The sequence below is a fragment of the Pseudoalteromonas sp. SG41-2 genome (genome assembly GCF_014164535.1).
Classification (GTDB): domain Bacteria; phylum Pseudomonadota; class Gammaproteobacteria; order Enterobacterales; family Alteromonadaceae; genus Pseudoalteromonas; species Pseudoalteromonas rhizosphaerae.
Map to the genome: position 1 here is coordinate 12,707 of NZ_JACJFK010000021.1, position 13,562 is coordinate 26,268.

Genomic DNA, 13,562 nt, shown 5'->3' on the forward strand with positions numbered 1-13,562 from the left:
CTAAAAAAGAGCTAAAAAATGACTGATCAAATCCAAGACGAAAATAAGTTAATCGCTGAGCGTCGTGGCAAATTAGACGCTATTCGCGCCAATTGCCCTGCTAACGGTCATCCAAATCAATTCCGTCGTGAGCATTACACGGCAGACTTACAGGCCGAGTTTGGTGATAAGAGTAAAGAAGAATTAGTAGAGCTTAACCACGTTGTGTCTATCGCGGGTCGTATCCTAGCTAAACGCGGACCATTCTTTGTAATTCAAGACATGAAAGGTCGTGTGCAAGCGTATGCATCAAAAGATGTTCAAAAAGATCTGAAAGAAAAGTACGGTCAATTAGACACCGGCGATATCATTGGTGTTAAAGGTGCGCTTAATAAATCAGGTAAAGGCGATTTATACGTAGAAATGACAGAGTATCAATTACTGACTAAGTCACTACGTCCACTTCCTGAAAAATTCCATGGCTTATCTGATCAAGAAACTAAATACCGCCAACGTTATGTTGATTTGATCACTAATGAAGCAACCCGTGAAACGTTCCGTATTCGTTCACAAGTAGTTGAAGGTATTCGTCGCTTCTTAGCAGATCGTGACTTTATGGAAGTTGAAACGCCAATGCTACAGGTTATCCCTGGTGGTGCATCTGCGCGTCCATTCGTGACTCATCACAATGCACTTGATATCGATATGTACTTACGTATTGCACCAGAGCTTTACTTAAAACGTTTAGTAGTAGGTGGTTTTGACCGTGTATTTGAAATTAACCGTAACTTCCGTAACGAAGGGTTATCAACGCGTCACAACCCAGAATTCACTATGATCGAATTCTACCAAGCCTACGCTGATTACATTGACCTGATGAACATCACCGAAGACATGTTGCGTACTGTTGCGACTAACGTATTGGGTAGCCCAATCGTTGTTAATACGACTAAAAACGAGAACGGCGAAGTGGTTGACTCAGTAGAGTATGACTTTGGCCAACCGTTTACCCGTTTAAGTATGGCGGATGCGATTTTAAAATATAATCCTGAGTTTAATGCTGCAGTATTCAATGATCCAGAAAATCACTTTGACGAATTAAAAGCGTACGCAAAGCAAGTGCACGTTAAAATTCCTGAAAATTGTGTGTGGGGCCCAGGTAAGTTCTTATGTGAAATCTTTGAAGAAACAGCAGAGCACATGCTTATTCAACCGACTTTCATCACCGGTTACCCGTGGGAAGTATCACCACTTGCTCGTCGTAACGATGAAAACCCATTTGTTACTGACCGTTTTGAATTCTTTGTTGGTGGCCGTGAGCTTGCAAATGGTTTCTCTGAGCTTAATGATGCACAAGATCAAGCTGAGCGCTTTACTCGCCAAGTGGAAGAAAAAGACGCCGGCGATGATGAAGCAATGCACTACGACGAAGATTACATTCGCGCACTTGAGTATGGCCTTCCGCCTACGGCAGGTGAGGGGATTGGTATCGACCGTTTAGTGATGCTATTTACTGACTCATCAACAATTAAAGATGTTATCTTGTTCCCGCATATGCGCCCACAAGCTGACTAATGCTATGTTAGATTAAGTTGATATTATAAACGCCGCTTTAATAGCGGCGTTTTTGTGTCTGTAGCGGGTCCCATCAATGGAAATTATACTAGCCTAGTAATAATAAAATTTTAATTTTAACGTATTGAATTATTTAAAAATAAAAATTAATTATATAAAATCATCAAAATGAACGAGCATTATTTCTAAGTTTAGCTAAACTATTGACTGAAAAAACAGCATAAAGCATGGTTTTTTAAACTCACGTCAATCTAAAGGGCTTATATAAACGGATTTTATATGAAAGATAATAAACCTGATTCACCCTCTGAAGTACTCAGTATTGAATTACAAAGAGAAACCTATTATCGAGCATGTATTGCTGAATTTCAGCAATTAGGCTACCAAGATCAATATCTCGAACAATTAACTGACGAATTAGTGCCTGTTCTCGGTGTATCTGCTGATATTAAAACTTCTTAATTTGATTAACGATTAAACAAAGTTGACTCTTTTTTGGCTGTTATGGGCGTTCTCTAACCATACAGTTACTTTAAACAAGAAAAGTGTTTGACATATTTTCTGAAATCTTTATTATACGCCCCACAAGACGGAGAGGTGGCCGAGTGGCCGAAGGCGCTCCCCTGCTAAGGGAGTATAGGGTTTGTAGCTCTATCGAGGGTTCGAATCCCTCCTTCTCCGCCATTTATTTTATAAATGGTTATCTTGTAAAGTAAAGAATGGGCGCATAGCTCAGCTGGATAGAGTACTCGGCTACGAACCGAGCGGTCGGAGGTTCGAATCCTCCTGCGCCCACCATTCTTTACACACTCTGCTTAGAGAATAAATAAGTAAATCAAAAGTGGGCGCATAGCTCAGCTGGATAGAGTACTCGGCTACGAACCGAGCGGTCGGAGGTTCGAATCCTCCTGCGCCCACCACTTTTTATTTACTACTGAGAGTTATATTAGTTATTGCATACTAATATGTCAGAGAAGACATTAAAATCGAAATAGAATGTGGGCGCATAGCTCAGCTGGATAGAGTACTCGGCTACGAACCGAGCGGTCGGAGGTTCGAATCCTCCTGCGCCCACCACTTTCTATTAGTGTTAATTTATAAAGAGCCCGACACATGGTCGGTTTTTTTATTTTTAAAATCCGTAATAAGCTTTGTTATTAATTAGCTTAATGCGTCAGTCAAAGTAAGACTTTAAAATCAAAATAGAATGTGGGCGCATAGCTCAGCTGGATAGAGTACTCGGCTACGAACCGAGCGGTCGGAGGTTCGAATCCTCCTGCGCCCACCACTTTCTATTTAAAGGTAACCGACGAGAGTCGGTTTTTTTATGCCTGAAATTTGCTGTAGGCTAGGGTTTATCCCGCACTTTTTAAAGTTGAAACCACCAACCGAGCGGTCAGAGGTTCACTCTTTGAAGATACGTCCTGCGCTCACCACTTTCTATTACTATTAAAGTTAATAGAAGGTAACCGACGAGAGTCGGTTTTTTATGCCTGAAATTTGCTGTAGGCTCGGGTTTATCCCGCGCTTTTTAAAGTTGAAACCACCAACCGATCGGTCGAAGGTTCACTCTTTGAAGATACGTCCTGCGCTCACCACTTTCTATTACTATTAAAGTTAATAGAAGATAACCGACGAGAGTCGGTTTTTTTATGCCTGAAATTTGCTGTAGGCTCGGGTTTATCCCGCGCTTTTTAAAGTTGAAACCACCAACCGAGTGGTCGAAGGTTCACTCTTTGAAGATACGTCCTGCGCCCACCACTTTCTATTACTATTAAAGTTAATAGAAGATAACCGACGAGAGTCGGTTTTTTTATGCCTGAAATTTAATAGAGCAACTGTCAATGAGGTTTGCTTTGAGATATGACAATTGTATGAACTTTTTATGGAGGCCGTTTTTATAGGATAATTTCATTTATCATATGCCTGTTATTTTATCACACTATGAGTTTTACGATGATCTCAAGAAGACAATTTATTATTAGTGCCGGTACACTCGCTTTTATGGGGCTTTCTCGTAGTACTTTTGGCAAAGTACCATTTCTTGACGTGAGTGAGCATTTAAGTGCCTATGGTCCGTTAGTGACTGATCCTAACAAGTTACTCGATTTACCAGCAGGGTTTAGCTATCAAGTTATATCAAAACTGGGTGATAAAATGGATGATGGCTTTACAGTGCCAGATAAAGCCGATGGTATGGGCTGTATTGCCCTTGATGATGAGCGGGTTGCATTAGTCAGAAACCATGAATTAAAACCAACTGATTTAGCAAAAGCAGATGTTAGCTTACAAACGCATAAAACGTCATTTGCTTATGACACTACTGCGCAAGGTGTTGCTTTGCCAGGAGGCACAAGTCATATTATTTATAATTTAAAAACCGGTAAAAAAGAGCAAGAATATTTGTCACTCACTGGCACGATCCGCAATTGTGCAGGTGGTATTACCCCATGGGGTAGTTGGCTTACTTGCGAAGAGACTGTTCTGACTAAAGCGGATGGCTTTAATCAAGATCACGGTTATATTTTTGAGATACCAGCCAACGCTAAAGGACTAGTAAACCCTGAGCCTCTCAAGGCAATGGGGCGGTTTAACCACGAAGCAGCTGCTGTTGATCCAACAACCGGTATTGTTTATCTGACAGAAGACAAAGGCGATAGTTTATTTTATCGTTTTATTCCTAATGAATACGGTAAGTTGAGTAAAGGAGGTAAACTTCAAGCTATGATGATTAAAGCACAGCCACAGTTTGATACTCGTAATTGGGTTACAGGGGTAATGCCTTTACAACACAATATGGCCGTTGAATGGGTTGATTTGGCGCAACCTGAAAGTCCAAAAGACGATTTAAGAATACGCGGCCACAAACAAGGCGCTGCACTTTTCGCTCGTGGTGAAGGGATACATTGGGGTGAAAAAGAACTTTATTTTTGTTGCACTAATGGTGGTCAAAAGCAGCTTGGTCAAGTGATGAAGTATCAACCATCAGCATTTGAAGGAACAGATAAAGAGCATCTAGCTCCAGGACACGTTCAACTATTTGTAGAAAGCACAGATAAGTCGTTATTTAACTTTGGTGATAATCTCACTGTTGCACCTAACGGGCACTTGATCGTTTGTGAAGATCAGTATACCGACGTGGTAGATAACCATTTACGTGGCGTAACACCTAGTGGTGATGTATATAATTTTGCCCGCTTAACAGCGCAAACCGAGTTGGCGGGAGCTTGTTTTTCTGCTGATGGCAACACCTTATTTGTTAATGTGTATTCACCAACAAAAACATTAGCGATCACAGGACCATGGCAGAGTTTTAAAGGCTAACTGGTGATTATTTAATGCTTATATACAAGTGCACTATGGCTATTTAGTAGTGCTAAGTGAGTTAATTTAAAATGCAGCCTTGCTGATCCGCTTCATACCTTAAAGTATAAACCGGATCAGCAAAGTATTTAGCTCAATTATTAATAACAATAACCAAACTAAAATAACAGGCTGAAGTTTAGGCGCAGGGTACGCGGCTCAATCGGGTGGAAGTGATTATCTTCAACGCCTTCAATAGGTTCACCAGCTAAGCGTGACGTGTAAAAGTAGTCAATATCGTGATCCGTACTATCAAATATATTTAATAGCTCAAGGCCCACTTTCCAATGCGTTTGTTGATAACTTACTAAACCATTAATGACTGTAAGCGGCTCTGAGCGTTTATCGCCATCACTACTGAGTATACGTTTGCCAATGTGGCGTACGCGCAGTGAAGACTGCCACTGCTGGGTAATATGCCAATTAATGCCAGTACTGGCAACCACAGGCACTGCACCTTCAATTCGATCGTCATTTGAATCGATATCTAAGCGTGAATGTGTAAATGAGGCCTCGGCGTCTAAACTCAAGGCATCATTAAGCCAATAATACGCACTGAGCTCTAAACCGTAGCGTTTTGATGCATCACTGGCTTCAGTGTTACCCGCATCACCCACAAATAATAATTCAGAATCTAAGCTTAGCCACCAGAATGCTGCTGATAAATTAAACCGTTGTTGATCAAAGTAGCGTAAACCCAGCTCTGCGCCATTGCTTTGCACCAGTAAATCAACCTTATCAGCAGACTCAAGTGTCACCGGATCTTGTTTAATAGTTGCTCCACGTGCATCATTTGAATGATACGACTGCCCCCAGTTGGCATAACCGGCTAGGTTGTCATTAAACAGGTAATTTAAGCTGGCTTTAAAGCTAACCAAATCATCATCTGCACTGCCTGAATTAATACTGTTATTGCTATCAACATCTGCGTCAAAGTAATCATAACGCACACCAAATGTGGCTTCGAGTGCTTGGCTTAAATTTACTTGTGATTGCCAATAGGCTGAGTAGCTGGCTTCGTCTACAGCATCTTCACGCACAGTACTTAAGCGTTGGCGCTGCTTGGTATTGTATAAACCAACTTGATCAATATCATCGCGGCGATATTCCACACCAACTGTATGCTGGATTAGCATATCTGCAAGAGTATCAGCAAATTGATAACTCAGTGCGCCACCACTAATTGTCCGGCTATCGACTTGTTGGAACTGATCGCCATGAATAGGATCATTTAAAAAGTAAGAGAAGTTAGAAAACAAGTCCATGTCGTAGTTGATCACATAGGCATTGGCTTTAATGTGCTGGCCTTGCCAGTTTGCCGATAAACTATAGCGACTAGAGCTGCCGCCTACGGTCGTATCGAGTGAACCTAGTGCACTGATAATACCTTGGTCTACAGCCCGTTGTGGAATTTGATCTGCGGAATTCCAGCTGTTGTCATAAGCCATTGCCGTGACAGATAAATCGCCATCCCATGCTTTACCTACATAGCGTACTAGGGCATTTTTTTTATCTACATCTTCATTGATATCTTGCCAAGGGCCATCATAACCTTGCCACTCACCGGCAATAATAATTTTCCCGTTAGCAATTCCAATCGAGCCTAATGCCATCACGCGTTGGTAATTGTCTTTGCCAATTGTAAAGTCAAGTTGTTGATGTTTTGGATTATCAGCTAGATTAAATTCAGCACTGCCAGCGGTCGAAAAGTCACCTTGAGCGGCGCCATACGCACCTTTTTGATAATCTATAGTCGAAATTGTTTCAGGAATAATAAAGTTAAGGTCGGTGTAGCCTTGACCATGCCCATGGCTGCGCATATTAATTGGCATACCATCAATGCTGGTGGCAAAGTCAGTACCATGATCGAGATTAAAACCGCGAATAAAATATTGATTAGCTTTACCTGAGCCGCTGTGCTGTGTGACGGCCATACCTGGGATCAGTTCTAGCATTTCTGCGCTACGTAACATTGGACGGTTTTCTATTTCACCTTGGCCAATTACGCCACTTGATGCACTAATAGCCTCACCAATAAGTCCCGTGCGGTGTCCGTATATGGTAATTTCTTCAATGTTTGCAAGTACATTGGTAGAGCAAAACAAGCTACCAGATAGAATTAAAAAAGTGCGCATTATCATTTCCTTATAAATAGATCGAAATGTTTATATTTAATACTAGTACGTTTTAAGATGTTAATCGGATGCAAATATTTGCTTGCTGTGGAAAATATGTTATTTTCAATAAAATATTCCAAAAATAAAAATCATAAGGAATTTAATTTTGATTGTAATGAAACTGAAAAAAGCGGGGCTGAATGTTTTCAGTGTGAGCTTAGTAACTGGGCTTTTTGGCTGTCAGAGTCAGCCACAGCAAGAGACTGTTGTATCGTTACAAGAGCAACATAAGACGTTCTATCAACAGGTGATGTTGGCTGCGCCTGTCTTACCGGCTGATTTAACAAATATTCCTATGCAGGCGCATTTAGTTGCTAATCGTGTTGCGCAATCGCACTATAAAACGGCGGCGCAGGTTAATTATAGTCAGTTAGGGTGGCAGCAACGCGTGGCAGCAGATTGGCACTATTTTGATATTCCGACATCGCAGGGTAAGTTGTTAGTAATTGATTACCAACAGCAAGGTAACCAACTAGCGTATCGTTATTTAGCAAATGGTACCCAGAATGATTTATATGAGCCATGGAGTTCATCTAAAATTCAAGCTTTTAGCGGTGCAATTGCAAAAGTACGGCAAATAAACCCAGAGCTTGGTGCACATGCGCTAATAGGTGATAGCAATGTTGCTGATTTGATCACTAGTATTAATAGCTACGAGCATTTTGGCAGCGCTGATGGAAACTCTAATGCAATAGCGAGCTACTTTATTAATGTTGCTGGGCGTGATTATTTAAGTAATTTATTTGCAGATAATTGGCTAAAGCTTAATGATTCTCGCATTATGTTTAAAGGTGCTTATGCTACAGAGATTTTTACTCCTAGCACGATTCGTTGGCAAAGTACTGATAGTGATGTTATTGCTAGCAATATCGCTTATTTTACTGTTAATACCGATGATCCTGCTTATTTAGACTACCGGTGTGATGGCTGTGGTTTAACCGGTAATAAAGCCATGACAACTTTGGCTCAAGCTGAGTGGTTAAAACGTTTAGCAAGCCACACTCGAGAGCCCTTAACTCAGCAGCCTTTACTACAAGCACAAGACATTGATGTACTATTTAATGGCACCGGCAATACGGATAAAACCGCTAAAGTGGGTGGTATGATGCAAGGGCTCAGTCAAATGATCACTGACTCTTTAGCGCAAGCGCTTGCACCAGACGATACTCGCCCAGCAAAACAAATTTTAGACGAGTTAACGCAGGGGCAATGGCGAGTTTGGCAAAAAATAGGTTGGGGTCCAAGCGAAACACGCTCAACCACAGAAACTGTCATGTTGGCTCATGTTTACTTACCGTTTATTCAAGGTGGACGCGAATTTACCTTAGCGGCACAAAATAGTGTGCCAGGTGCAAGTGAAAAAAATTTAGCCGTGGTTGGCTTAAAAATGCAGGCTAATTTTACGCATGCATTTAAACAGTTACTGATACCGCAAAAGCAATAATAAGTAGCACACAGCACGACTTACCAAGCAAATTGATAATAGGGAACCCACGAATGCGACATACATTTATCGCCCTGAGTATTTCATTAGCAAGTATTATTACCATGGCACCCGTCATTGCGGCGGCTAACACGTGGCAATCAGATGTCATCGGGGTCACTCAATCTCAATTAACCCCGCAGCACTGGTTAAGCCAAGTGACAGATAAAACTCTGATGAGTGCAGCGCAAATCGCGGCATTTAATAAACAATTGATTGCTGACAATGAACATATTGTCGATCCACTCGATTTTGCCTCTCAGCTAACTCGTGAGCAGTTAAAGGCATATATTCTCAGTATTAGTGCGGTACCAAAAAGCCCGCGTTTTTACCCTAATGGCGTGGCATTAAGTAATAAGCATTTTGCAAAATATCTAGCCAATTTGAATTTAGACGCTGTGGCAGATAATAATCAAGTTAGTTATGCCATGGTGGTAAAGCGCTCAGTCCTGCGTACTTTTCCAACGTCGGACCGAGTATTAAATAGTGGCTTAGATAATGACTTAGACCGTTTTCAAGAAAGCGGATTGTTCCCCGGTGATACAGTGGCTATTTTGCATGAAAGTGCCGATAAGAAATGGTTACTTGTGCGCGCTTATAACTATCTAGCATGGGCGCCCAAAGCTGATATTGCGATATCGAATAAAAGCACACTTCGTGAATTTAAAAATAACGATGACTTTTTATTGATAACTGGCGCAAAAGTAAATACTGCTTACGTGCCTAATGATGCCACTACATCGCAAGTGCAATTGGACATGGGCGTTCGTCTGCCTCTAATGCCTGCAGAAAAAACCCCTCATTTATTAAATGGCCAAAACACCTACGCTAATTATGTTGTGCAACTGCCAACCCGCGGGGAACAAGGTCAGTTAGTTATTAAGCCTGCCTTGATCAGTCGCAGCAGTGATGTGCATTTAGGGTATTTACCTTACACCCAACAGCATTTAATAAAACAAGGGTTTAAATTTTTAGGCGAACGCTACGGTTGGGGACACGACTATAATGGCCGTGACTGCACTGGTTTTGTTGGCGAAATATATAAATCATTTGGTCTATTAATGCCGCGTAATTCAGGTCAGCAGGGGAAGGGGGAGTATGGTACTAATCACCGTTTTGATAAAACCAGCAATGAAAGCGATAAATTAGCGGTAGTTAATAACATGCAAGTGGGCGATTTAATTTATATACCAGGCCATGTAATGATGTACTTAGGTGAACAAGACGGTCAACCGTATGTGATCCATGATGTTAAAGGGTTGGGTTATAACAAGGCTGATGGTAGTTTTTATTCAAGTTCACTTAATGGGGTATCGGTAACGCCTTTATTGCCACTGCGTTTATCGCAAACTCAGAGCTATTTAGACCGTACTTATAATATTAAGCGTATTCGCTAGGAGTTAAAAATGAAGATTACGGCGATACGTTTTGCCAAACTTAAAGTGCCATTAGTTACGCCGTTCAAAACAGCGCTGCGTGAAGTGAGCTATATTGAAGACTTAGTGGTGTTAATTGAAACCGATAAAGGCGAAATTGGCTATGGTGCTGCGGCGTCTACGCCAGTAATAACCGGCGATACTCACCAAAGTATCCTTAGCGTTATTAAACAATTTATAGCGCCAAAACTAATTGGTATGGAAATCGAAAACCTCAATCAAATTTGCCAAGTGATCCAATCAAGTGTGGTGGCAAATTACAGCGCTAAAGCCGCACTCGAGCTGGCTGTGTATGACTTGTGGGGTAAATTATATCAAGCGCCGCTGTATAAATTGCTCGGCGGTGGTAGTCAAACATTACGAACTGATATCACTATTAGCGTTGATAATATTGATAAAATGCTCAGTGATTGTGCTGTGGCTGTAGCGCAAGGTTTTGATATTTTAAAAGTAAAAATTGGCAATGATTTACAGCAAGATATCGAACGAGTGAAGGCGATTTATCAAGGTTTTGGCCAGCAAACGCAAATTCGTTTGGATGTAAATCAGGGCTGGAATGCTAAACAAACGGTGTTTGCTTTACGGCAATTAGAAAGCCACAATGTTGAATTAGAACTTGTTGAACAGCCAGTGAAAAGTGATGATTTTAAAGGTTTAAAGTATATTACTGAGCGGGTAAATACGCCGATCATGGCTGACGAAAGTGCCTTTTCGCCCAAGCAAGTAATTCAATTATTAGAGCAAAATGCTGTTGATATTATCAATATCAAAGTCATGAAAACGGGTGGCTTAAGTCGTGCTATTGAAATTGCCAATATTACTGCACAGTATCAAGCTGATTGTATGATCGGTTGCATGTTAGAAGGCAGTATTGCCGTTGCAGGTGCTGCGCATTTAGCGTCTGCAAAAGCCCAGCAGATCAGTAAAATAGACTTAGACGGTCCAGCGCTTGGACAATATGATCCGGTGCAAGGCGGTGTGGAATTTAATGGCCCAGCGATCACGTTAAGTGATGGTCCTGGCTTGGGGATTAAAAGTATCGACACATTACAACCGATAAACGATGGAATTTGGCCGTTATGAAAAAAATAATAATAACATTAATCACCACTGCAGCCCTCAGCGGCTGTGCAAATAGTGCAAGTACATCAGCAGCTGCAAGTGCTGCAGTTATCCCACAGCAAAGCCAACAGTTAGTGGTGGTGGTTGCAGATGATTGGCAAGCCATTGCCGCACAATTGTATCGATTTGAGCGTGTTGCAGGACAATGGCAACAACAAGGCCAAGGTCACAGTGTGGTACTTGGGCGCACCGGTCTTGCGTGGGGTATTGGTTTACACCCAGCTCAAGCGGGCGAACAAAAACAAGAAGGCGATGGTAAAGCTCCCGCTGGTATTTTTGAACTCGGCACCGCGTTTGGTTATTTAGATTCATTAAAAACCAATATGACCTACCAAGGTATGACTGCTGACGACTATTGTGTTGATGTCAAAGGTTCGCCATTTTATAACCAGCTAGTTAATAAGTCAGTGGTAGGAGAGGCTGCTGTCAAAGACTCGTCTGAGTGGATGCGCCGTGATATTTACAGCCAAGATAACCTTTACAAAAAAGGCTTAATGGTTAAGCACAATAGTCAAAATGTTGATGGTGCAGGCAGTTGTATCTTTATGCATTTATGGCGCGCAGAAAATAAACCAACTGCCGGTTGTACTGCAATGACTGAGCAGAATATGGATACCTTGTTAGCTTGGTTAGATGAACAGAAAAAACCATTGTTAGTGAGCTTACCTAGCGAACAATATCAACAAAAACAATTGCTTTGGAAGTTACCAGCGATTAAATAATACGTGTACAGCCACGCGATCGCGTGGCTTTACAAAGTAAATAATAAAATTGTTTTCTTTTTATTAATTTAATGGAATAATATATTCCATTAATTGGTTTGAAATTGGGATAATAAATGAGTGCACAATACACCTTGCTTGATTGGCTCGTATTCGCAAGCTACGGAGCAATTTTATTACTCAGTGGTTGGTGGTTTAACCGTAAGCGCGCCAACTCAAGTAAAGACTTCTTTTTAGGCGGTAATAGTATGCCGACCTGGATGGTGGCTATTTCGGTATTAGCTACTTCACAGTCTGCTGCCACTTTTATTGGTGGACCTGATCAAGGTTATCAAGGTGATTTATCGTATTTAGCGACGAACATTGGCGCATTCATAGCTGCATTTATTGTTTCTATTTTTCTGATCCCTAAGTTTTATCAACAAAAAGTGTACACCGTTTATGAACTGCTTGAAAAGCGCATAGGGCCAAAAGCTAAACGCCGCAGCGGCTTAATGTATTTATTTGGCCGAGTGTTCGCCAGTGGCGCACGTCTATATATGGCCGCGATTGCAGTAGCGATGATTTTATACGGTAATATAGCCGCAGAAAGTGTGATTATAGCGACTTTGCTATTAGCACTTGCGGGTTTGTTGTATACCGTATTTGGTGGTATTCGCAGTGTAATTTATTCTGATGTGCTGCAAAGTGTCGTATATGTCAGTGCTGCGATTGCCGTTATCTGGTGTTTGTTGGTACTGATCCCCGCTGATTTTTCAACTATTTTAGCAACCTTAAATGAGCCAACCCCCGGTGCTGATTCAAAGCTGGCGATTTTCAAATTTGATTTAGATTTTGGCCCAAGTGGGGTGTTCAATATGGCGTCGGTATTAACCGGCTTTGTATTACTTAACATTGCCGCCTTTGGTCTTGATCAAGATATGACACAGCGTCTACTGACGTGTAAGAGTGACAAAGAAGGCAGTAAAGCATTACTACTTTCTATCGTGATGGTTATTCCCGTGATGTTGGTATTTATCTTTATTGGTTTATTACTTTATATCGTTTATCAGCAGCCAGCATTAATGAACAGTGACGGTGCGCAAGTCGTACAAGAATTTAATGGTGAAAAAATCACTATTTTTATGTACTACGTACTTAATGAGGCTCCTGCTGGTGTTAAAGGTTTAGTTAGCGTCGGTATCATTGCCGCGGCCATTTCAACATTAAACTCCGGTTTAAGCTCGATGTCGTCGGTCATTGTACAAGATTTATATCGACCTTATTTAGCAGCTAAAAATAAGCAAGTTGCCGATAACCATTTTGTTAAAGCCGGGCGTATTGGCATGGCGGTTGTGAGCCTATCATTAGCATTAATGGCCATAGTTTGTTATTTCTGGCAGCAATACAGTGATATGCCGCTTCTTAAGTTTGCGCTGAGTGTCATGGTGTTTTCGTACAGTGGTTTACTGGGCGTGTATTTTACAACACTATTTACTAAACGTGGCAGTGAAGGCTCAGTATTGGCGGCGTTAATTGTCGGCTTTATGATCACTTTATTCATGCAACCATACATCATTGATTGGTTATTGCCGGCAGCAGATCGCTTCTATTTAGGCTTTACTTGGCAGTTATGTATTGGTACTGCGTTGTCGACTCTAGTGTGTTGTTTAGGTAAACCTCAACTTGCCCAGCGCGGCCAGTCAGCTGTAGGAGCCCAATAGGC

The 13,562-nt window shown here is 41.4% G+C and carries 9 protein-coding genes and 5 tRNA genes; 13 read left to right on the plus strand and 1 reads right to left on the minus strand.

The window, feature by feature from the left end; all coding sequences use genetic code 11:
- The first annotated feature begins 18 nt into the window (after positions 1 to 18).
- From lysS to H5186_RS16090, 8 genes are all read left to right on the plus strand, one after another.
- Positions 19 to 1,554, plus strand: coding sequence for a lysine--tRNA ligase (gene lysS / locus H5186_RS16055; RefSeq protein WP_145240841.1), 1,536 nt, complete (start codon positions 19 to 21; stop codon positions 1,552 to 1,554).
- A 279-nt stretch (positions 1,555 to 1,833) separates the two neighbouring features.
- Complete coding sequence (locus H5186_RS16060; protein ID WP_145240843.1) at positions 1,834 to 2,016, plus strand: hypothetical protein; 183 nt, start codon at positions 1,834 to 1,836, stop codon at positions 2,014 to 2,016.
- A gap of 129 nt (positions 2,017 to 2,145) precedes the next feature.
- Positions 2,146 to 2,238, plus strand: a tRNA-Ser gene (locus H5186_RS16065).
- A gap of 37 nt (positions 2,239 to 2,275) precedes the next feature.
- Positions 2,276 to 2,352 (plus strand) — tRNA-Arg (locus tag H5186_RS16070).
- A 45-nt stretch (positions 2,353 to 2,397) separates the two neighbouring features.
- Positions 2,398 to 2,474 (plus strand) — tRNA-Arg (locus tag H5186_RS16075).
- A gap of 80 nt (positions 2,475 to 2,554) precedes the next feature.
- Positions 2,555 to 2,631 (plus strand) — tRNA-Arg (locus H5186_RS16080).
- A 134-nt stretch (positions 2,632 to 2,765) separates the two neighbouring features.
- Positions 2,766 to 2,842 (plus strand) — tRNA-Arg (locus tag H5186_RS16085).
- 668 nt (positions 2,843 to 3,510) lie between these two features.
- Positions 3,511 to 4,878: an alkaline phosphatase PhoX gene (locus H5186_RS16090; protein ID WP_149981742.1), complete on the plus strand. Its 1,368-nt coding sequence runs from the start codon at positions 3,511 to 3,513 to the stop codon at positions 4,876 to 4,878.
- Between the two features lie 158 nt (positions 4,879 to 5,036).
- Here H5186_RS16090 and H5186_RS16095 read toward each other — a convergent pair whose 3' ends face one another.
- Entirely contained in the window at positions 5,037 to 7,052 is a 2,016-nt protein-coding gene (locus H5186_RS16095) for a TonB-dependent receptor (protein ID WP_182760994.1), read from the minus strand.
- 148 nt (positions 7,053 to 7,200) lie between these two features.
- On the opposite strand from H5186_RS16095, the gene H5186_RS16100 reads away from it, so the two are divergent.
- The 5 genes from H5186_RS16100 (at position 7,201) to H5186_RS16120 (ending at position 13,560) form a co-directional block, all read left to right on the plus strand.
- Positions 7,201 to 8,538, plus strand: a complete 1,338-nt coding sequence (locus H5186_RS16100) for a hypothetical protein (RefSeq protein ID WP_182760995.1) — start codon at positions 7,201 to 7,203, stop codon at positions 8,536 to 8,538.
- Between the two features lie 53 nt (positions 8,539 to 8,591).
- On the plus strand, positions 8,592 to 9,974 hold the full coding sequence (locus tag H5186_RS16105) for an NlpC/P60 family protein (RefSeq protein ID WP_182760996.1): 1,383 nt from the start codon (positions 8,592 to 8,594) through the stop codon (positions 9,972 to 9,974).
- A gap of 9 nt (positions 9,975 to 9,983) precedes the next feature.
- On the plus strand, positions 9,984 to 11,096 hold the full coding sequence (locus H5186_RS16110; protein WP_149981738.1) for a dipeptide epimerase: 1,113 nt from the start codon (positions 9,984 to 9,986) through the stop codon (positions 11,094 to 11,096).
- On the plus strand, positions 11,093 to 11,857 hold the full coding sequence (locus tag H5186_RS16115) for a L,D-transpeptidase (RefSeq protein ID WP_182794677.1): 765 nt from the start codon (positions 11,093 to 11,095) through the stop codon (positions 11,855 to 11,857). The genes H5186_RS16110 and H5186_RS16115 overlap by 4 nt, the downstream gene beginning before the upstream one ends.
- A gap of 116 nt (positions 11,858 to 11,973) precedes the next feature.
- Positions 11,974 to 13,560 carry a sodium:solute symporter gene (locus H5186_RS16120; RefSeq protein WP_182718009.1) on the plus strand — a complete coding sequence of 529 codons (1,587 nt, stop codon included), beginning with the start codon at positions 11,974 to 11,976 and terminating at the stop codon, positions 13,558 to 13,560.
- Positions 13,561 to 13,562: the final 2 nt, after the last annotated feature.